Consider the following 20811-nt stretch of genomic DNA (forward strand, 5'->3'; position numbering starts at 1 on the left):
CTTAAATAAATTTAATTAGCGCTGTGCTTATTTTATTTTTAGCTCAGTAATTTGCGTTAAGCTAAACCGTGGTTATAATTTAAAATAAGTTTCATAATTAAACCCCTAACGTTTCACTAATAGAAGAATGGTCCAAACAATTACCGCACATACGGTAGCGGCGCGATTCATCGTGCAATAAATTGCGCCGCTACCGAATGTGTGTTCGTTCAAATCGGCATTTATATCTTACTGTTAAGTATTAATACTCATCACGCTGTTAATAATTAACTCATTATTATTTATCTCTATTTCCTGAATATTATTCCGGGGGAACACCATGCCGCCATTTTCCAGCTTTTGGCAAGCCGGCTATGAGGGAGCAGATCATATCAATCCTTTCGGCGAAAAACTTTCCATGAATGCGATTAATGATCATTTATCTCAATACCATAATGATTATGCCGCTTTGCAGCAGTTCGGCATTACGTCGGTACGTGAAAGTATTGGCTGGCGGCTGGCCGAAACGGCGCCCGAAGCTATGCTGGTGAGCTTAAAAAAAAGAATGAATTCGGCGCGCTCTTTTGGCGTGCAAGTTAACTGGACGCTGTGCCATTACGGCTGGCCCGACGATCTCACCCTTTTTTCCCCCGAATTTGTGCCGCGCTTTGCCGCCTATTGTCAGCGCATGGCGGCCTGGCTGGCGGAGTATTACGACGACGCCCCTATTTACTCGCCGATGAATGAAATCTCATTTATGTCCTGGGGTATTTCCGTCGGGTTGTTTGGTCATGATACGCAGGCCGATCCTGACGCGATTAAGCGGCAACTGATCCGCGCCACGCTAGCGGGCTGTGCCGCCATCCTTATTTCCGATCCTCGCGCCCGCTTTCTGCACTGCGATCCGGTGATTCACGTGGTGTCCGATGAGGAGAGCGAAGCCTGTCATCGGCGAACAGCCGAGATTAATGCATCGCAGTATCAGGCGTGGGACATGATCGCCGGTCTGCGTGAACCGGAGTTGGGCGGCAAACCGCAATATCTCGATGTGGTAGGCGCTAACTATTACCACAGTAATCAGTGGCTCACCTATTCCGGCGGCCTGCTGGACTGGCATTTAGGTGACGCACGACGTATCCCGCTGCATCAGATTTTGCAGCAGCTTTCACAGCGCTATCAGCGTCCGATTTTGCTGGCAGAAACCAGCCATGTAGGCAGCGGACGTGCCGCATGGTTATCACAGGTTAGTGCCGACGTAGCTCAGGCACAGCTGGCGGGATGCGATATCCACGGCATCTGTCTCTATCCCATTATCGACCGTCCACTTTGGGAAGATCCCACACACTGGCCTCGCAGCGGGCTATGGGATGTCGATCCGCATCACCAGCGCGTTCTTAGTTCGGTTTATGCCGCCTCACTACGGCAATCACAGCGTTTAGTCGCCCGCTTTCAGGGTTTCGTCACCGCGGCCAATCGGTCGGAGGAATGCTTTATGAAACAGTCGGTATTAGTGGTATTCAGTCATCTTCGCTGGGGCTTTGTGTTTCAGCGTCCCCAGCATTTGTTGTCACGTCTTGCTCAGTTTCACCGCATCGTATTTATTGAAGAGCCGATTTTCCACCCCGCTGAGGCGACGTTACGACAGTATCAACCGGCCCCGAATGTCACGGTCATTGAACCGCACACTAGCGTCGCGGCGCCTGGCTTTCATGATAGCCAAATCGCCGTATTGCAGCCGCTGCTGGCCGATCTGCTCGATGAAGATGAAACACCACTGGTATGGTTTTACACCCCGATGGCGCTGCCGCTGTTGGCCTGCTTTAAACCCAGCGCCATTATTTACGACTGCATGGACGAACTTTCGGCTTTTAATCAGGCACCGCGTCAGTTACGACAGCGTGAATCTGCCCTGTTGAGCCGTGCCGATCTGGTGTTTACCGGCGGCACCAGCCTGTTCGAAGCGAAAAGAAATCGCCACGCGCACGTGTATTGCTGTCCTAGCAGCGTCGATGCGGCGCATTTCGAGCAGGCGCTGGACCGCAGTAACAGCCATCCATTACAGGATAATATGCCCAAGCCGCGTCTTGGCTATTATGGTGTGATTGATGAACGTCTGGATTTAGCGCTTATCGCCGCGTTAGCCGATGCGCATCGCGACTGGCAAATTGTGATGGTCGGCCCGGTCGTAAAAATTGACCCTGCTACGTTGCCGCAGCGTAATAATCTGCACTGGTTCGGTCAGCAGCCTTACGCGGCATTACCGCACTTCCTCGCCGGTTGGGATATCTGCCTAATGCCGTTCGCATTAAATCCCTCAACTCGCTTCATCAGTCCCACCAAAGTGCTGGAGTATATGGCGGCGCAGTTGCCCATCGTCAGCACCGCGATTGCCGATGTCGCGCGTCATTACGCTGATGTCGTGGCTATTGCCGATTCACATCAAACCTTCATTCAGGCTTGTGAAGTTGCGTTGACGTTGCCCGTTGAGACACGTTATCTGCTGGCGAAAAAAATGGCGGCGTTAGTGGCGGAAACCTCGTGGGACCGCACCGCCGAAGAGATGCAGGCGCATATTGCCGCGCTGCCCAGGCGAGATATTACGCAGCCCGATGCCAACAGCGAACGTTCGCAACCGCTGGCGCCACATGCCATTGAATGCCTGATTCTCGGCGCTGGGCCAACTGGACTGAGTGCCGGTTATCACTATGGCGCAGGTGCAGTGGTACTGGAGAAAAACGCCACGGTGGGCGGGTGGTGTCGCTCTATCGAAGATCAGGGTTTCACTTTCGATCATGCCGGGCACATCATGTTCTCCAACGATCCCTATGTGTTGCGTTTATACGACATTTTGCTCGGCGAGAATCAGCATTGGCAAACCCGCGAGGCCTGGGTTTACAGCCATGATGTTTATACCCGCTACCCGTTCCAGTCGGCATTACATGGTTTACCCGCCGACGTGATTAGCGAATGCGTGCTGGGTGCCATTGAGGCACGCTACGGTGCACCGCCAGCCACACTGCAAGCGGTTACGACCGAGCCGCGGCGCGACTGTTGCGCGGACGGAGCCATCCCCGATGGGGAGAGCTTTGCGGCAAAAGAGGAGAGCGAAGATTTCGAAAGCTTTATCTTCCGTACCTGGGGCAAAGGGATCGCGCGTCATTTTGCCTTGCCCTATAACCAGAAGCTGTGGAAAACGCCGCTGGCCAATATGGAAACCTCCTGGCTCGGCGGACGCGTGCCGCTGCCCGATTTGCAGCAAATTATTACCGGTGCGCTGGCACCGCTAGAGAAACCCGTCGGCCCCAACGCACGTTTTGGCTATCCGCTGCGCGGTGGATTCCAGGCGTTGATGGAAGGTTTCGTGCCCCATCTGACCTGCACGCTGGAGCTGGGAGCGCAGGTTGCTGAAATTCAGCCACAGCTGAGACGCGTGCTATTGAGCGATGGCCGACAGTTCCATTACGATCAGATGGTCAGTACGTTGCCGCTGCCGGAGCTGGTACGATTAATGGGGAGTCTGGCACCAGAAGCGGTGCATAAAGCCGCCAGGCAGCTGCGTCATATTTCCGTGCGCTGCGTCAATCTCGGTATTGGCCGCAGCGCGCTAAGTGATAAACACTGGATTTATTATCCCGGCGATACCCTATTCCATCGCATCTTTTTACAGGGTAACGCCAGCCCGCACTGTAATCCGCCGGGCGGTTTTGGTCTGACCTGCGAAATGACCTATCGTGACGACCAGCCATTACCTTACGCAGGCGACGCACTAATAGAACGCTGCATTGCGGATTGTATTCGTGTCGGCATTATTAACGCCGATGATGAGATTCTCACCGCTAGCGTTGTGGATATGCCCTATGCCTATGTAGTGTACGACCATCAGCGCACGGCAAACGTTATGCTGATTCGTAGCTGGCTAGCAACGCAGGGAATACAGCTCTCGGGGCGGTACAGCGAATGGGAATATTATAATTCCGATCACGCCTTTCTTGCGGGAAAACGCGCAGCGGAAACAGTGAAAGATATTACGCACAACCGTAAAACCACGGCTTAATTAAAAAACGCAATAATGATGATAAGCGCGCCGCAAAGGCGTAATGCCGATCACTTATGCAAAAAAATGCCTGTTTATGCAGGTGCGCATGAATGCGCACCCTACGAAAACCCGGCTTTATCCACGTAGGGTCACCATTCATGGTGACCGACTCACGCTTAACTGACGAGCATTACGCCGCAAAGGCGCGTTTATATTTCATCGCGGATCAATCAAGTCCACCACCATTGACAAGATTTCGTCCATGATGTGCGGTTCAACATTAGCGGCAAAACTCGCTTTACGCGCCATGAGATCCAGAGAGCGAAGCTGGTAGCACAATGCAACACCGGTAATATTACCGCTGTCCGTGCTATTGCCATCCAGATAGACCGTAACTGCCTGCGAGCGTGAGGCGGCTCCGCCACTGGTTACCGGAACGCAAACGGCTGTCCCTAGCGCGGCGACGAGTTCCCGCCGGGAAATCACCAGATAATAATGCGGCCCTTTAAACTCCCTGCCTTCAACGGGATCGCCGTTGACGTGCCAGATTTCACCCAACTGCGGAACTCTACGCGATATCATCAAATAGCCTCCTTGCCTTGTGGTTTATCCTGCAAATCATCACTTACTGCTTCGTTAAACTGGCGAATCTCTTCCTGATCAATACCAGCTAACAGTTGATCCAAGGTTTTTCTGCCGCGCGCGACTCGGTTTACAGGTTTAATATTGATCGACTCATCCGTTGCAGTGACATCCAGCTCCATTCCCACATGCCATCCTGCTTTAGCCGCAATATCACTGGGAATTGTCAGCACGACGGCTCCGCCTTGCTGACGCAATTTGGTTAACGCCATATATCCTCCAAAGTGTAACTTTGTCACACAGAGCTTATCATTGAGTGAGATAAAGTCACACTTTGTTTTTTGAGATTAGTTCCCTTTTTACCGCGGCGGAATAAACGCCTGCACCGGCGTCAATTCGCCACGGTATTTCCGTACCTGCACCACGGTGATTTGTCCGCTGCAGCCTTGTGTGAGTGACGAAGTGCCGATATCCAGCGTGAGCACATTGGGATTCCCATGGCGGCACAGCGGACGCAGCGCGGTGGGATCAACCGGATCGTACCAGGCGCCGGTAGGCAATTGTACTACGCCGCGCAGGATGGTTTCAGTCAGGCGCGCGCTCGCCAGCACGTGACCTCGCTCGTTGTAGAGCTCAATAATCTCGCCATCGCGAATACCTAATGACGCCGCATCCGCCGGATGCAAGCTGCACACCTCACGTCCATCACGCTTACTACTCAAGCTGTAATCCCCAAAATCCAACTGGCTGTGCAAACGCGTCGCCGGCTGATTGGCGATAAGCCAGAACGGATGATCGGGATTCGGTTGTTGCTGCGGTTCGCGCCACACCGGATGACCAGGGCAGTTTTCATAGTTAAAGCTGGCGATAGTGGCTGAGAAGATCTCAATTTTACCGCTCGGGGTGGGCAGCGGCGCGGCATCAGGATCGGCGCGGAACGCCTTGATCATGCGGCCACCGTCTTTCAGCTGCGGTAATTCCAGCACGCCTTGCTGCCAGAACTGATCAAAGCCAGGAATCTCGACCTGATGCGCCGCCAGTTTTTGCTGCAGCTGGGCATAATGATGCTTAAGCCAGCCGCGCGTATCACGTCCTTCGGTAAAGTCGTCTTCACGGCCTAAACGGCGTGCCAGTTCGGTGAAAATCGCATAATCGTCTTTCGCTTCGCCAAAGGGTTCTGCCACCGGCTGCATCGCAAACAGATGACGATCGGTAGGCGCGCCGCCAATATCTTCGCGCTCAAGCGTCATGGTGGCCGGCAGCACGATGTCTGCATGACGTGCGCTAGCAGTCCAGGCAATTTCATGCACGATTAGCGTATCCAGCTGGCAAAAGGCCTGACGCAGCCGTGCCAAATCCTGATGATGATGGAACGGATTGCCGCCCGCCCAATACGCCAGACGAATATGCGGATAGGTTAAGCGACGGCCGTTGTAATCAAACTTTTTGCCGGGATTGAGCAGCATATCAGCGATACGCGCCACCGGAATCAGGCGATCGATGCCATTTTTACCCTGCGGCAGCGCGGGAAAACTCACCAGATTATGATGCTTACCATAATGCCCTAGCGCGCCAAGCGCATAGGTATAACCGCCGCCTGGCAGACCGGGCTGACCGAGTGCTGCCGCTAATACTAATCCCAGCCACACCGGCTGTTCGCCATGTTCGGCGCGCTGTAACGCGTGCGCCACCGTCACCAACACGCGTTTGCCGTAAAGCTGGCGCGCAAAATCACCTATGAATGCGGCGCTGACACCGCAAATCTCTGCTGCCCATGCGGCGTCACGCGGCGTGCCATCTTCTTCACCGCGAATATAGGCCGCCATTTCTGGCCAACCCACGGTATAACGAGCGAGGAAAGCTTCATCCGTCAGCTGTTCGGCGATCAATACCGATAACACGCCGAGGATAAAGGCGGCGTCGGTGCCCGGTCGCAGCGCCAGCCATTCGCCCTTCGCCTCATCCGGTAGATCGCTTTTCAGCGGGCTTATCGAAATGAAACGCGTGCCGCGCCGCGCCGCCTGTTGCATAAAACCACGTTCGGTATGTTCGCTTAAGCCGCCGCTGGCAACCTGCGAGTTCTTCAGCGCCAGGCCGCCAAACGCCAGCACGATTTCGCTATGCTGCGCAATCTCTTCCCAACTAACGCCGCGACGTGCAATTTCATTCATGTCGCCGACGATATGCGGCAACAATACTGACGCGGAACCGGAGCTGTAGCTGTTCACCGAACGCACGTAACCGCCAAGCGTGGTGTTCAGGAAGCGGTGCACCTGGCTTTGCGCATGGTGAAAACGCCCGGCGCTCGACCAGCCGTACGAGCCGCCGAAGATGCCTTCAGGACCGTAATTGTCGCCGACGCGTTGCAGTTCACGCGCCACTAATGCATAAGCTTCTTCCCAGCTCACCGCCACATAGTCGTCGTTACCGCGCCGATCGTCCGGGCCCGGGCCGTTCTCCAGCCAGCCGCGCCGTATCATTGGCCGGGAAACGCGCGCCGGGTGGTTTAAGGCCGTACGGAAATTTTGCAGTAGCGGGCTGGGATCGGGATCGCCCTTGAAAGGTTGAATTGTGAGCTGGTCGCCCTGCTGCTGGGCATGAAAAGCGCCCCAGTGGGCGCTGTGCATTACCGGTTTTTGCGTCATTTTTTTTCCTTAATGCTCTTCAGCTCAACGCATACTGGTCGCCATAAATGGCGCCCCTACCACAAACCGGTGCGGATGTTGTAGGGTGCGCATTAATGCGCACCTGGGCGTGGCTGAGCGGCATTAAATCTCGTCCTGGCATTAAAAAAGAAAAACGGTGCCTAAAGCACCGTTGCAATAAAGTTTCTTACGCGCCCGTTTTCCGGGTCATCGAGCACTTGCTGGGTTGGGCCCGCCGCCACAATGTTGCCGCTTTCCATAAAGACAATGTTGTCGGCGACCTCGCGGGCGAAGCCTATTTCATGCGTGACGACCACCATGGTGATGCCCGAGTGTGCCAGCTGTTTAATCACCTGCAAGACTTCGCCAACCAATTCCGGATCGAGTGCCGAAGTGGGCTCATCAAACAGCATGACGCCAGGGTCCATCGCCAGCGCACGCGCAATCGCTACGCGTTGCTGCTGGCCACCAGAAAGATTCTGCGGCCACTCATCTTCGCGTCCAGACAGCCCCACCTGCTTCAACAGCGCCAGCGCTTTGCTGGTTGCCTGCTGACGGCTCTGCTTTTTCACTCGCATCGGCGCGTCAATGATGTTTTGCAACACGGTGCGGTGCGGAAACAGGTTGAACTGCTGGAACACCATGCCGATTTCGGCACGCTGACGCGCGACCTCACCGCTACTTAACTCGTGCAGCGCCTGGCCTTTCTGCTTATAGCCAATGATCTCGCCACCAATGCGAATGGTGCCACCATCGAGTTTTTCCAGATGGTTGATGCAGCGTAATAGCGTAGATTTCCCCGACCCGGAAGGCCCGAGGATCACCGTTACCGAACCGGCAGGAATATCCAGGTTCACGGCATCAAGAATGGTGACGCCAGAGAAGCGCTTAGTGACTTTCCGTAAGGCGATCGCTTCACCCATTGCTGACGCTCCTTTCTGCTTTCGCCGCCGAGAAACCTGGCAGTGATTTCAACAGGCTGCGTTTTTCCCGACGCGTGACGCCACGTCCAAAATAGCGCTCTACATAGAACTGCCCCACTGACAACACCGAGGTCATCAGTAAATACCACAGCGTTGCCACCAGCAGCAGCGGGATCACTTCATACGTACGCTGATAGATGATCTGCGCCGAAAATAGCACGTCCTGCAGTGAGATCACTGAGACCACCGCGGTGGTTTTCAGCTGGCCAATAATTTCGTTACCGGCGGGCGGCATGATGGCGCGCATCGCCTGCGGCAGAATCGTGTGACGGAAAATTTGCGACGGGCGATAACCCAGCGCACGCGCGGCTTCCAGCTGGCCGTTGCCGACACTCTGAATACCAGCACGCACAATCTCTGCGGCATAAGCGGATTGGTGCATCACCAGCGCGATCACCGCAGCGCTAAACGGGCTTACCAGCGCGTTCGATTGGGTACTCCAGATTTCACCAAGGCCGGGAATGGATAGTGCGATGGTGGGATAGAGCGCGGCGATGTTGTACCACAGGAACAGCTGCACCAGCATCGGCACGCCGCGGAAGAACCAGGTATAAAACCAGCTCACGCCCACCAGCACCGGATTAGAGGAGAGGCGCATCAGCGCCAGCACCGTACCAAAGGCAAAACCCAGCACCACGGAAATCGCGGTGAGCTGCAGCGTCATCAGGACGCCTTGCAGGATCGATTCGCCAGTAAAGTTCTCCGCAATCACGCTCCACTCGAAGCGTGGATTGTTGATCATCGAGTGCGCCATCGCCACCACGCACAACAGCACCACCAGCGCACTCAGCCAGCGTCCGTAGTAACGTTTGCCGACGATTTTCAGATCGTCGGTGTGGTGGTGAATATCACTCATTGAAAGATTTCCTGATTACGTTTGGCTTGTTTAACCGCACCAAATCCAATGCCCCAGGTATCGAGGATCTTGTTGTAGCTGCCATCTTTGATCAGCGAGTTCAGTGCCGCCTGTACGGCAGGCTCCAGCGGAGAATCTTTCTGGAAGGCGACAGAAACTGGCGCATCGTGGACGGTGATTTCACCGCTCATGGTCAATGGTTTAATGACTTTAACCTGCCACAGCAGACCTTCGTACGGACCGAGGAACATCGGTACACGACCACTCACCACCGCTTGTACGCCCGCAGGACGATCCGGGAACACCGAAACTTTAATGGGTTTTTTACCCGCGGCTTCACAGGCTTTGCTGGCATCTTCAAGGCGCGTGACTTGGGTGGTGCCGGAACCCGCACCGACTTCTTTACCGCAAACATCGGAAAGGTCTTTGAACGGCGCAACGTTGGCATCTTTACGCGAGATAATGCCCAGGCGGCTGGCATCGTAATAACCGACAAAGTCGATAATTTTGGCGCGCGCCGGCGTGGCGTTGATGTTGGAAAGTGCCACATCATAACGACCGGTTTTCAAACCTGGGATAATGTTGTCGAAACCGCCGGTGTCGCGCCACTGAACCTGGATTCCCAGACGCTCGCCCACGGCATTCATGATATCAATTTCACGCCCGGCCAGCGTTTTGTTGTCTTCTTTATAGAAGGTGGTTGGCGGGGTATTGGGGTTGGTTCCTGCCACAATATAGCCGCGCTTAACCACATCCGCCGGTAGCAGGCTTTTCAGCGCAGGATCGGCCTGCACATGGATTGAGCTATCGGTTGGGACGGATTGATCGGCGGCGAACGCGGTGTGTGCACTCAGAGCGAGCGCAAAAAGAGTCATGCCTTTTGCGAGTTTCACTGGAACCTTTCTCCTGATTTATAAAATGTTTCCCCACAGGGAAAAGGCGTTGAGGTAGCGATGGTTTTTTCTTCTGATTCACCTTGCGTCAAGGCGCACAGTGGTTCGAATTGTCATCCTCATTACGTCCCAAGGACATTCTCATTGAAGATATGCAGCGATCACAAATGCGAAAAAAACATATCTATTGCCGAATTGTGGCAATAGCAGGGTGCGCGGTTTTATAGGGCTATTTCCGTGCCCTTAACGACGCGGATTAACATGCAAAATTCAGATTCTGCCACCGAATCAAAGGCCTGCTAATGCCGCATCGTTTGACCATTTTCGTCTTAGACATAACGGATTTATCTAACGCATAGCTCGCCTGCCCGCCACTCGCCGCGTTGTCAGTCTTATGTAAATGTTTGTCATGTTGGATTACAATGCGAACCATTATCATTATCATGCGCATTTGCTTACAATTGTTAATGAAACAGGGAGAAGATCTAAGTGAATGTAACCATGCGTGGCAAAAAGCGTCCGGTGGCGCTTTTTTTAGCGGGAGTGCTAACGTCGCCTGCAATTGCAGCAGAATCCACGGAAAAGCTTGCAGACGACGAATCGATGATTGTCACTGCTGAACAGGAGCTTAAACAACAGCCAGGCGTCTCCACCATCACGGCAGAAGACATCAAGAAAAATCCTCCGGTTAACGATCTATCCGACATCATTCGCAAAATGCCAGGTGTGAATCTCACCGGTAACGGTGCCAGCGGCAGCCGCGGTAATAACCGCCAGATCGATATTCGCGGCATGGGCCCGGAAAACACCTTGATTCTTATTGATGGCGTGCCCGTCTCTTCACGCAATTCTGTGCGTTATAGCTGGCGCGGTGAGCGTGATTCACGCGGTGACACCAACTGGGTGCCCGCAGATATGGTGGAGCGTATTGAAGTTATCCGCGGCCCTGCCGCTGCGCGCTACGGTTCGGGCGCGGCGGGCGGCGTGGTGAATATCATCACCAAGCGCCCCACCAACGACTGGCATGGCTCACTGTCGCTGTACACCAACCAGCCTGAAAATAGCAAAGAAGGCGACACGCGCCGCGCCAACTTCAATCTTAGCGGCCCGCTGGCGGGTGAAGCGTTGACGATGCGGCTGTACGGCAATATCAACCGCACCGACGCCGACGCGTTTGATATCAATACCGCTGAAAATGGTTCTTACGCGGCGGGACGTGAAGGTGTGCGCAATAAAGACATCAATACCGTGCTCTCCTGGAAAATGACGCCGCTGCAAATCATCGATTTCACTTACGGCTACAGCCGTCAGGGCAATATTTACGCCGGCGATACGCAAAACAGTAATAGTAACGCCAGCACCGATGGCCTGGTTGAATCCCTGTACGGTGATGAAACCAACCGCATGTATCGTCAGAGTTACGGCATAGCGCATAACGGAATCTGGGATTGGGGAACCTCAAAACTCAATTTTAACTACGAGAAGACCAATAACACGCGTCTGCAGGAAGGCACCGCTGGCCGTACTGAAGGGATGATCAATAGCAACACTTACGCCACCAGTCGTTTGGAAAGCTATCGCGCCGGCGGTGAAATCAACTTCCCGGTGCAGCTGTTGGTGGATCAAACCGTGACCTTAGGCGCAGAGTGGAACCGCGATGAGCTCAACGATCCGGCTTCGATGTTATCGGCCAGCGCACCGGGCGTGAACCTGCCGGGCAGTTCAGGCGATCCGTCGCAGCGCAGCAGTAAAAACAGCGCCACCATTAGTTCGCTCTATTTCGAGGACAACATTGCCGCAACCGATACCACCGAGGTGATTCCAGGGCTGCGCTTTGATTATCACGATCAGTTTGGTGCCAACTGGAGTCCGAGCCTGAACGTCTCGCAAGGACTGGGTGATTACTTCACGTTGAAAGCCGGTATTGCGCGCGTGTTTAAAGCGCCAAACCTTTATCAATCTACCCCCGGATACTTGCTCTCGACCCGTGGCAACGGCTGCCCAATTGGGCTTAGCCAATGTTATCTGATGGGCAATAAAGACCTTGATGCGGAAACCAGCGTCAATAAAGAGATTGGCCTCGAGTTCAGTCATGAAGGCTATGTAGCGGGCATCACCTGGTTCCGCAACGATTACAAGAACAAGATTATCTCCGGCACCGAGCCGATCTATTCCAGTTCTAACCCGACCTATAACGTGCTGCGCTGGGAGAATGGTGGCAAAGCGATTGTGGAAGGACTGGAAGGTAATCTGACCATTCCTTTAATTGCCGACACGTTAGAATGGCGCTCGAACGCGACTTATATGTTCCGTTCGGAAAGTAAGAAAACCGGCAATCCGCTATCGGTGATCCCTGAGTTCACCATTAACTCGCAGCTGGAGTGGCAGGCGACGGACGATCTCAGCGCCAATATTAACTGGACGCAGTATGGGCGTCAGAAACCACGACAAAATGCTGAGACAGTGATTGATGTCAGCAATATGACGTCGAAAGAGATCAGCCCTTATTCGGTGGTGGGTCTGAATCTCAATTACGACGTCACGAAAAACCTGCGGGCAAATGCCGGTATCAATAACCTGTTTGATAAGCGCATTTACCGTGAGAACTCAGGAGCTTCGACCTACAACGAACCGGGCCGGGCGTATTATGCAGGCGTGACCCTGTCGTTTTGATTCAGCGGGTTTAGGTCGCCATCAATGGCGTAATGCTGGTCAGTTAAGCGTGAATCGGTCACCATGAATGGTGGCCCTACGTGGATATAGCCAGGTTTTCGTAGGGTGCGCATTGATGCGCACCGGGACGATTCACATCAGCGAAAGAAATCCCGCAACGCCTCCGCCAGCGCCTGCGGTTGCTCATCCGGGATGAAGTGACCACAGTGCTCAATCTTGATTCCCGAAACGTTTGCCGCGAATTCCCCTAACGGCAACGCCATATCGGGAATCGATCCCTGATCGGCACTGACCGCCAGCAACGGCAGCGCTAATTTGCCCTTATCCCGCAGCAGATGGCGATTTTGCGTCGCCGATACTGTCACTTCACGATACGCCGCCATACCTGCCCGAATTGCCCCAGTTTGTTGTAACAGCCGCGTATATTCCGCCATATCTTCCTCACCAAACACCATTGGACTGGCCGCTTTGCGCTTGAGGAACCATTCAAGATAAATCTCTTCTCGTCCTTCGATAAGGGCTTCAGGGAGATCGGGCAGCAGATGAAAAGCGAAGTGCCAGGTTTTCCATGCTTTGTCCGGTGTGGCAGGTAGCGCCTCTGGCAAGGTCACACCTGGAATGCCGGCATCCAGCAGCGCCATTTTGATCACCTGCGCGCCAAATAGCGAGGCGTAGGGCCAGGCAACCCAGGCACCCACATCATGCGCGGCAAGATAATAACGCTCATGATTCAGCTGCCGCATTAAGCCCTGGACTTTCTCCGCCAGCGAAGTGGTATCGTAGCCGTTGATTGGCTTATCGGAATCACCCTGACCGGGGAGATCGGGAGCGACAATAAAGTAGCGATCGCCCAGTAGCGCCATCACGTGACGCCAGGCGAACCAGCTTTGTGGGAAACCTGCCAGCAGCAATAACGTATCACCCTCGACATTACCGCCACTCACATAGTGCAGCCGCACGCCGTCAACGGTGGCGTAATGATGGGAAAATCCGTCGAGTTGCGCAAAGGGCTGCGCCCAACCTGGCGCTGGTTTCATGATGGATGCTGACATTTTCTTCTCCAATTTTAGGAAGCATTCATTTCCAATTTAAACGAAATTAGGAAATGATCGATTTCTAAATACTACCTGACGAACGCCGCGATGGGTAATCCTAAAATGATCCGCGCTTTTTTTACCTAATAGTCAGCGGGTCGACATAATGGGTACCGCTTCATCACAGGTTATTTGCTACTCTGTGCGCGACTATTTCATAACAATTGTGAAACCTATGCGAACATCGGATTTGTTGCGACTGCTGCTGCTGGCGGCAATTTGGGGTGCCAGTTTCCTTTTTATGCGCATTGCCGTACCGGCACTCGGCGCGGTAAATACGGCCTTTTTGCGGGTATTTTGCGGCATGTTGGGGTTATTAATCATCATGGCCATCATGCGTATTCCAAAACGCTTTGAAGGAAAATTGGGATGGGCGATGCTGCTAGGCGTTATCAACTCTGCCATTCCTTTTCTGATGTATTGCATGGCGGCGCGCGTCTTACCTGCCGGTTACTCAGCAATACTCAACGCCACCACGCCGTTAATGGGCGTGGTGATCGGCGCCGCCTTCTTTGACGAAAAATTCACCCTGAGCAAAATTCTCGGCATGATTGCTGGGTTTGCCGGCATTATCCTTATCAGTACTACCGGGGAATCTCATCTCACGAGTGCACTCGTGCTGGGGATAGTGGCCTGTCTGGTGGCAACCGCGTGCTATGGGTTTGCTGGTTTTCTGACCAAACGCTGGATTGGCGCTCGCGGCGGGCTTGATGCCACCAAAGTGGCATTTGGCAGCCAGCTGGGCGCATCGCTTTTCTTGCTGCCTTTCTTTGCCTTTAGCGCCCCGCAGACACCTGCCGCGAGCTGGCAGCTCCCAGAGGTATGGGCCTGCGTGCTGGCTATCGGTTTCCTCTGCACCGCCCTTGCTTACATTATCTATTTCCGTCTGTTAGCCGATATCGGCCCTCTGCGCACGCTGACGGTCACCTTCATGATTCCGCCTTTTGGCATATTGTGGGGTTGGCTGGTGCTGGGCGAGCAGATTAATCAGGGCTTTATCGGCGGCTCGTTGCTGATTATCTGCGCGGTGTGGTTGGTGACGAGCAACGGATTCAGCAAGCGCCCTGCGGTTAACACCGTGGTAAATAAGTAATCACACCTTTTTTCCGCCGGGCTTCAGCGATCGATTGAGATCCTGAATGCGTTTCATGGTTTTGACCGTGCGCGCTGAGGTCGCTGAAGCCACCGAAAGAATCAGCATTTCCAGACATACCAACACCGTGCCGTGTAGCGGCATGCGGCCATTCTCACCGCCGCGCGGCACGTTAATCATCACATCCGCCTCTTTGGCAAACGCCGAATCAATAGCGTTGGTGAGCAAAATGACCGGCATGCCGAGCCGCTTTGCCTCTTTAAGCGCGGTGATGCCTTCCCGGTGCGCCGATTTCTGCGCCATCATGATCAGCACATCGCCGCGTTGCAGCGTAATTAACTGTTCTGCTAATGCAATTCCGGATCGGTTGAGGGTGACGGCAGGAATGCCAATGCGGGTGAATAAGCGCGCGCTGTAATCCGCCAGAATCCCCGATGCATTAATACCAAAGAGCGCCACCTGACGTGCTTCAATCAGCAGCGTCACCGCTTGTGCCACCGCCTGGCGATTGTGCGGTTCGGAAAGTGCATCACACGCACGCTTATGGCCACCCAACACAAAATCGATGCCTGAATTGATATCACACGACAATTCGCTCACGGTCGCGCTCATCTTCTCTTCGGAGTTCATTGCTGGACCAAACCAGGCTTTGAGGGTGGTTTTGAGATCGCGCAATCCGGCAAAGCCCAGCGCCTGAACGGCACGCACCACCGTTGCATCAGAAGTCTGCGTCGCATCGGCAATTTCCATCGCTGTAGCATCTACTATTGCCTCACGATTATCGTGGATATATTGCGCCACGGTTTGCAGACTTAATGATAAGGTTGGCGACCGCAGGCGATAACGTTCCCCTAATACATCCACACGGTTTTTAATTTTATTCGTACTCATCTGTTTAAACTCACCATCCTGCGATTCATTTGTTGCACGCCTGTAGTAAATAAGTGGTTTTAAACTGGCCATTTTGACCTTATCGGTCTGCCACAACCTCAGCAACAACGCCTGATTTTAAAAAAACAACACTCTGTAAAATAACACCTTTATTATGAAAATGGTGCTATTAACAGTCAGGAAAGCCGGCCTCGACCTGCTGTAGTATCCGCACTTTTATTTCCGTTTACTACTACATTTTTTCATGTTTGAATGATTCTCAATTGCATTACATTGGCTATTTAACGCCGCACGACATTACGCAAAATTAACCACTCGCTTCGATTCACGGATGAATATTAATCCCGTAATAACACCAGGTTTAATTACATGAATAATAATCTGCCATGCGCTTTTAAATCAAAACGCCATCCCGCGATCCTTGCGGCGATTTATGGTGCCACCCTTTGGGGTTCGGCCAGCAGTTTTGCGGCCGAGGAAAACACTACGCTGACGGTATCGGCCGATGAAACCGCTGCGCAAGGCTATAACGCCACTAGCAGCTCGGTAGGGAGTAAAACGCCAACGCCTCGCATAAATCAGGCGCAGTCGGTGAGCGTGGTGACGCAGCAACAGCTTGAAGATTATCAAGCATCCAGCCTTGCCGATGCGATGCGCTTCGTCAGCGGCGTGACCGAAGGCAACACGCTGGCGGGTACCGAAGATGGTTTTGTACGGCGTGGTTTTGGCAGTAATTCAGATGGCTCGATCTACCGCGACGGCGTTCGCAGCAGCCAGGGCCTGAATTTTGATGCCACGACCGAGCGCGTAGAAGTATTGAAAGGCTCAGCCTCGCTGCTGTATGGCATTCAGAATCCGGGCGGCGTCATCAATGTTATCAGCAAGAAGCCGCAATATGCGTGGCACACCAAAGTGAGCGGTAAGACCTCCAGTGAAGGCGGCGGCGCAGGCACCGTCGATGTCACCGGACCGCTTGGCAACGGCTTCGCCTTCCGTCTAATTGCGGAAAAACAAAATCAGGATTACTGGCGTAATTTTGGCAGTGACAAGCACACGCTCATTGCGCCCTCACTTCAATGGTTTGGCGAACAAGCCAGTTTCCTCATCAGCTATGAGGATTATCAATATGACATCCCCTACGATCGTGGCACGGCGTTTATTAACGGCAAACCTGTTGATATCGGTTACAAGGATCGTCTTGATGACAAAGCCAACCACGCGTGGGGCCACAACAAAACGCTCAACGCCCATTACGACTGGCAATTTAATGATGAGTGGAGTACCCGCGTTACGCTCGGTTGGAACCAGCGCCAGTACGATAACAACGAAGTGCGCGTTACCGCAATCAATCCCACTACCGGCGTGGTGACGCGTCGCGCCGATGCTAACCGCGGCTTTAACCATAAAACCAAATACGTATCGTGGGATCTGATCGGGTCACAACAAGCGTTCGGCATGACGCACGATATCGTGCTGGGCACCGATTACGAGATGATCCAAACCTACCGCGCACATCAGTTCCAGGGCAAAGCCAACAGCGCATTTAACCTGAACGACCCGCAGTACGATATTTTATCACCCATCACCAATAGCACGACGGAAAACAGCGCCAACGCCAATAACCTGAACCGCACGCATAGCCGCTCGCTGTATGCCAAAGACAGTATCAGCCTGACGGAGAACTGGATTGCGGTGCTTGGCGGACGCTACCAGCATTATGAACAACGCGCCTCGAAAGGCTTCGATCCGGTGGTGCAAACCCTGGATAGCGAAGGCAATAAATTCCTGCCGCAGGTCGGTTTGATATACAAAATAACACCAGACGTTTCGCTCTACTCCAGCGTCAGCAAATCCTTTACGCCCTCCACCGATGTGGATGATGATGGCAATGTGGGCAAACCGGAACAGGGCACAACCTGGGAAGTGGGCAGCAAATGGCAGATTTCACCGAAGCTTTTTGCCAGCGTAGCGCTGTATCGCATCAACGAGCGAGACATGTCGCTCTCCATAAATGGCACCACACGCGCCATTAATAAAGCCCGCTCCAGCGGGGCGGAATTTGAGTTAAATGGCGAAGTATTACCGGGCTGGGATCTCAGCGCCAATTACAGTTACGACAAAGCAGAAATCGTTGATGACGGCGTAAACGCAGCCAACAACGGCAATCGGCTGCAGAATGCACCCCGCCATTCTGGCGCGCTCTATCTGAGCCATAATTTGGCCATCTCCGGCATTCCGGGCGACTTCCGCGTTGGCGGCGGCGCGCGTTATGTTGGCAGCCGTGCAGGCGATCCGGAAAATAGTTTCACCATGCCGGATTACGTCGTCGCGGACAGCTTTATCGCCTGGAATAACTCACTATTTGGCGAAAAAACGCAGTTGAAACTGAATCTGAATAATCTGTTTAACAAGCACTATTACACCTCCAGCGGCGGTAACTTACGCGTGCGTGAGGGCGAAACCCGCAACCTGATGCTCGAGGCCAGCGTTGAATTCTGATTCCGTACGTCTATCAGGCGCATTCCGTGCGCCTTCCCTCCTCGGCGCGATCCTGTTGATGCTAGCGCTTAGCAGCGCTGCATGGGCGAAAAGCATCACCGACATTGACGGTAATCGCGTTGAAATTCCCGATCATCCACAACGCATTGTGTTAGGCGAAAGCCGCATGCTGTATACGCTGGCGCTGCTGGAGCCGGGCGATCCTTTTCAGCATATCGTGGCGTGGCCGCAGGATCTGAAGAAATACGACAGCCAGACCTGGAACAGTTTTGCGCGCCAGTTTCCACAGATGCTGAAGATCCCGTCGCTGGGTTCTGGCGGCCCGAATGCAATGAATCCCGAGCAAATTCTGGCGCTGAAGCCCGACGTGGTGATATTGCCAAGCCTGGCGCGCTACGATGATGCCGATCTGCGTTTGGTGAGCATGCTAAAAGCAGCGCATATTCCGGTGGTGAAAATCGATCTGCGCGTGCATCTGCTGAAAAATACGCGCCGCAGCGTGGAGATCTTCGGTGAAGTACTGAATCAACAAGCGCGAGCGCAGGCATTTAACCGCTTCTACGACGCACATATGCAGGTTATCCGCCAGCGCTTAGCCCGCTATCAGGGCGCAAAACCCTCTGTACTATTGCAACTGCATCTCGGCCGACGCAACGAATGCTGCGTAACCGCCATTAACGGCAGCCTGGGCGAATTACTGAATGCGGCGGGCGGCGCTAACATTGCCAGCAAAACCCAGCATGGCGTTTTCGGACGTCTTAGTGAAGAAAGCGTGATTGCCGCTCAGCCTGATTTCTACTTCGCCACGGGCTTCGGCGATAACGCATCGCAGGGTTTGCTCAAGCTCGGCCCTGAAGTAGCGCCAGCCGCGGTGCTCACCAGTTTTAAACAGCTCACCGCGCAGCAAAACGGTTTACGCGAGTTGCATGCGCTGCGCAATGGACACGCCGCAGCGATCTGGATGAACTTCTATCTAAGTCCCTGGCACATTGCCGCCACGGAGTTTATGGCAAAAACCCTCTATCCCCAGTTATTTACTGACGTTGATCCGGAGAAAACGCTGCAGCAGATATTTCATGATTTTCTGCCCATCCCTTATAGCGGCACCTATTTTAAGGTCATCAGTGCCACGGAGACTAAATAATCGCTGTCGCTGCGCTTGTGATTAATCGGAACATCGCTAATCTTAAATTTGCAGCACGGGCATGGCGTCGAAGAAGTTATTTCCGCCATGCAACAACAACTCATGAGAGGATGTTTTATGGCTGAGCATAGAGGCGGTTCCGGTAATTTCGCTGACGATAAAAAGAAAGCGTCTGATGCCGGTAAAAAAGGCGGAGAGAAAAGCGGCGGTAGTTTCAAAGACGACCCTGCAAAAGCCTCCGAAGCTGGTAAGAAAGGCGGTAAGAAGTAGCTATTACAGCTGCAAGTAGTATGCAGCTTGCTGGAACCTCGCCCGGGCATGGACGCCCGTTGTCGTCCCCCCTCAAGCATTAAACTTCCCCCGACAAATATTGTTAATAACCTGACTTAACTGCTAACAATTTGCAGCGCGCCCTAATGCCGATTCGTCTTAATAAATTCGATTGTTCATTTTTTAACGTGACAAATATCACATTTATGCCAGGCTTAATTTATTCACATCATGCGACATGGAGATATATATGACTGTGCAAACCACTAATAAGACCTTAATTACTGAAGAGTATCCGGTTCCGCCATTTAAAAAACAGCAGCAACCGATGCCTGGTTTAGCAAGCAAAATGGATCCCCGTCCAGATCATGGTGAAACCAGTTATCGCGGCAGCGGTAAACTTACCGGACGTAAGGCGCTGATCACCGGCGGTGATTCCGGTATTGGCCGTGCAGTCGCTATCGCTTATGCCCGAGAAGGGGCTGATGTGGCGATCAACTATCTGCCCGAAGAGGAATCCGATGCCGCTGAAGTTGTGCAACTGATTGAAGCAGAAGGCCGTAAAGCGGTGGCGATTCCGGGTGACATTCGTTCTGAAAAATTTTGTCAGGAGCTGGTAAAACAGGCTGCTGAACAGCTTGGCGGGCTGGATATTCTGGTTAACAACGCGGGTCGCCAACAGTTTAATGAGTCAATCCGTACCCTTTCCACCGAAGATTTTGATGCGACGTTCAAAACTAACGTCTACGCGATGTTCTGGATCACCAAAGCGGCGCTGGAATATTTGCCTGCAGGATCTTCCATTATCAATACCTCCTCGGTTCAGGCTTACCAACCGAGCGCGATTTTGCTGGATTATGCCCAGACCAAAGCCTCAATCGTTGCCTTTACTAAAGCGCTGGCGCAACAGCTGGGCAAAGATAAAATCCGCGTCAACGCGGTCGCCCCGGGTCCATACTGGACTGCGCTGCAGGTTTGCGGCGGCCAGCCGCAAGAGAAAGTTGAGAAATTTGGTGAGTCGGCACCGCTGGGTCGTCCTGGACAACCGGCTGAAATCGCCCCGCTGTATGTGACCTTTGCGCAGGTGAATAATAGCTTCACCTCCGGACAAGTGTGGTGCTCGGATGGTGGTACCGGTACGCTATAACGTCTGCAGCGTTTGATACGCCCTAC

General features: G+C 53.4%; 15 protein-coding genes. 7 read left to right on the forward strand and 8 right to left on the reverse strand.

Translation table 11 applies throughout. From position 1 onward, the window contains the following. The first annotated feature begins 319 nt into the window (after positions 1–319). Complete coding sequence (locus ACIP6T_RS14445; protein ID WP_400457933.1) at positions 320–4033, forward strand: FAD-dependent oxidoreductase; 3714 nt, start codon at positions 320–322, stop codon at positions 4031–4033. A 198-nt stretch (positions 4034–4231) separates the two neighbouring features. Here the strand turns inward: ACIP6T_RS14445 and ACIP6T_RS14450 are convergent, their stop codons facing one another. From ACIP6T_RS14450 to ACIP6T_RS14475, 6 genes are all read right to left on the reverse strand, one after another. Beyond that, on the reverse strand, positions 4232–4597 hold the full coding sequence (locus tag ACIP6T_RS14450) for a type II toxin-antitoxin system PemK/MazF family toxin (RefSeq protein ID WP_097097744.1): 366 nt from the start codon (positions 4595–4597) through the stop codon (positions 4232–4234). Further along, positions 4597–4869 (reverse strand): antitoxin, encoded by a 273-nt coding sequence (locus ACIP6T_RS14455; protein ID WP_400457934.1) that lies wholly within the window; start codon positions 4867–4869, stop codon positions 4597–4599. The genes ACIP6T_RS14450 and ACIP6T_RS14455 overlap by 1 nt, the downstream gene beginning before the upstream one ends. Before the next feature lie 87 nt (positions 4870–4956). Further along, the gene (locus tag ACIP6T_RS14460) at positions 4957–7242 is read right to left on the reverse strand and encodes a molybdopterin-dependent oxidoreductase (protein WP_400457935.1); all 2286 of its coding nucleotides are present in this window, start codon (positions 7240–7242) and stop codon (positions 4957–4959) included. Between the two features lie 161 nt (positions 7243–7403). Beyond that, positions 7404–8165 (reverse strand): amino acid ABC transporter ATP-binding protein, encoded by a 762-nt coding sequence (locus ACIP6T_RS14465; RefSeq protein ID WP_400457936.1) that lies wholly within the window; start codon positions 8163–8165, stop codon positions 7404–7406. Next, positions 8158–9081 carry an amino acid ABC transporter permease gene (locus ACIP6T_RS14470; RefSeq protein ID WP_097097740.1) on the reverse strand — a complete coding sequence of 308 codons (924 nt, stop codon included), beginning with the start codon at positions 9079–9081 and terminating at the stop codon, positions 8158–8160. Before ACIP6T_RS14470 ends, ACIP6T_RS14465 begins: the two co-directional genes overlap by 8 nt. Then, positions 9078–9974 (reverse strand): ABC transporter substrate-binding protein, encoded by an 897-nt coding sequence (locus tag ACIP6T_RS14475; RefSeq protein ID WP_345830140.1) that lies wholly within the window; start codon positions 9972–9974, stop codon positions 9078–9080. Before ACIP6T_RS14475 ends, ACIP6T_RS14470 begins: the two co-directional genes overlap by 4 nt. A 501-nt stretch (positions 9975–10475) precedes the next feature. Here ACIP6T_RS14475 and ACIP6T_RS14480 point away from each other — a divergent pair. Then, on the forward strand, positions 10476–12647 hold the full coding sequence (locus ACIP6T_RS14480) for a FepA family TonB-dependent siderophore receptor (protein ID WP_176519245.1): 2172 nt from the start codon (positions 10476–10478) through the stop codon (positions 12645–12647). A gap of 137 nt (positions 12648–12784) precedes the next feature. Here the strand turns inward: ACIP6T_RS14480 and ACIP6T_RS14485 are convergent, their stop codons facing one another. Then, positions 12785–13699, reverse strand: a complete 915-nt coding sequence (locus tag ACIP6T_RS14485; protein ID WP_400457937.1) for an alpha/beta fold hydrolase — start codon at positions 13697–13699, stop codon at positions 12785–12787. 217 nt (positions 13700–13916) lie between these two features. On the opposite strand from ACIP6T_RS14485, the gene ACIP6T_RS14490 reads away from it, so the two are divergent. After that, a complete protein-coding gene (locus tag ACIP6T_RS14490) occupies positions 13917–14834 on the forward strand; it encodes a DMT family transporter (RefSeq protein WP_400457938.1) in 918 nt (305 codons plus the stop codon). Here ACIP6T_RS14490 and ACIP6T_RS14495 read toward each other — a convergent pair whose 3' ends face one another. Further along, complete coding sequence (locus ACIP6T_RS14495; RefSeq protein WP_097098324.1) at positions 14835–15725, reverse strand: MurR/RpiR family transcriptional regulator; 891 nt, start codon at positions 15723–15725, stop codon at positions 14835–14837. Between the two features lie 369 nt (positions 15726–16094). On the opposite strand from ACIP6T_RS14495, the gene ACIP6T_RS14500 reads away from it, so the two are divergent. From ACIP6T_RS14500 to ACIP6T_RS14515, 4 genes are all read left to right on the forward strand, one after another. Continuing rightward, positions 16095–18224 carry a TonB-dependent siderophore receptor gene (locus ACIP6T_RS14500; protein WP_400457939.1) on the forward strand — a complete coding sequence of 710 codons (2130 nt, stop codon included), beginning with the start codon at positions 16095–16097 and terminating at the stop codon, positions 18222–18224. 58 nt (positions 18225–18282) lie between these two features. Then, the gene (locus ACIP6T_RS14505; RefSeq protein WP_345830823.1) at positions 18283–19368 is read left to right on the forward strand and encodes an ABC transporter substrate-binding protein; all 1086 of its coding nucleotides are present in this window, start codon (positions 18283–18285) and stop codon (positions 19366–19368) included. Between the two features lie 117 nt (positions 19369–19485). Further along, the gene (locus tag ACIP6T_RS14510; protein ID WP_008110189.1) at positions 19486–19638 is read left to right on the forward strand and encodes a KGG domain-containing protein; all 153 of its coding nucleotides are present in this window, start codon (positions 19486–19488) and stop codon (positions 19636–19638) included. Positions 19639–19888: 250 nt separating this feature from the next. After that, entirely contained in the window at positions 19889–20785 is an 897-nt protein-coding gene (locus ACIP6T_RS14515) for an SDR family oxidoreductase (protein WP_097097732.1), read from the forward strand. Positions 20786–20811 lie beyond the last annotated feature (26 nt).

It is taken from the genome of Pantoea sp. NPDC088449 (genome assembly GCF_044753225.1).
GTDB lineage: Bacteria > Pseudomonadota > Gammaproteobacteria > Enterobacterales > Enterobacteriaceae > Pantoea > Pantoea floridensis.

What these genes read in the sequence shown, in the direction of transcription:
- ACIP6T_RS14460 (WP_400457935.1), bottom strand. Translation starts at nt 7,242, where the DNA reads ATGACGCAAAAACCGGTAATGCACAGCGCCCACTGGGGCGCTTTTCAT.
- ACIP6T_RS14515 (WP_097097732.1), top strand. Translation starts at nt 19,889, where the DNA reads ATGACTGTGCAAACCACTAATAAGACCTTAATTACTGAAGAGTATCCG.
- ACIP6T_RS14485 (WP_400457937.1), bottom strand. Translation starts at nt 13,699, where the DNA reads ATGTCAGCATCCATCATGAAACCAGCGCCAGGTTGGGCGCAGCCCTTT.
- ACIP6T_RS14505 (WP_345830823.1), top strand. Translation starts at nt 18,283, where the DNA reads ATGCTAGCGCTTAGCAGCGCTGCATGGGCGAAAAGCATCACCGACATT.
- ACIP6T_RS14450 (WP_097097744.1), bottom strand. Translation starts at nt 4,597, where the DNA reads ATGATATCGCGTAGAGTTCCGCAGTTGGGTGAAATCTGGCACGTCAAC.
- ACIP6T_RS14495 (WP_097098324.1), bottom strand. Translation starts at nt 15,725, where the DNA reads ATGAGTACGAATAAAATTAAAAACCGTGTGGATGTATTAGGGGAACGT.
- ACIP6T_RS14490 (WP_400457938.1), top strand. Translation starts at nt 13,917, where the DNA reads ATGCGAACATCGGATTTGTTGCGACTGCTGCTGCTGGCGGCAATTTGG.
- ACIP6T_RS14500 (WP_400457939.1), top strand. Translation starts at nt 16,095, where the DNA reads ATGAATAATAATCTGCCATGCGCTTTTAAATCAAAACGCCATCCCGCG.
- ACIP6T_RS14445 (WP_400457933.1), top strand. Translation starts at nt 320, where the DNA reads ATGCCGCCATTTTCCAGCTTTTGGCAAGCCGGCTATGAGGGAGCAGAT.
- ACIP6T_RS14480 (WP_176519245.1), top strand. Translation starts at nt 10,476, where the DNA reads ATGCGTGGCAAAAAGCGTCCGGTGGCGCTTTTTTTAGCGGGAGTGCTA.
- ACIP6T_RS14470 (WP_097097740.1), bottom strand. Translation starts at nt 9,081, where the DNA reads ATGAGTGATATTCACCACCACACCGACGATCTGAAAATCGTCGGCAAA.
- ACIP6T_RS14455 (WP_400457934.1), bottom strand. Translation starts at nt 4,869, where the DNA reads ATGGCGTTAACCAAATTGCGTCAGCAAGGCGGAGCCGTCGTGCTGACA.
- ACIP6T_RS14510 (WP_008110189.1), top strand. Translation starts at nt 19,486, where the DNA reads ATGGCTGAGCATAGAGGCGGTTCCGGTAATTTCGCTGACGATAAAAAG.
- ACIP6T_RS14465 (WP_400457936.1), bottom strand. Translation starts at nt 8,165, where the DNA reads ATGGGTGAAGCGATCGCCTTACGGAAAGTCACTAAGCGCTTCTCTGGC.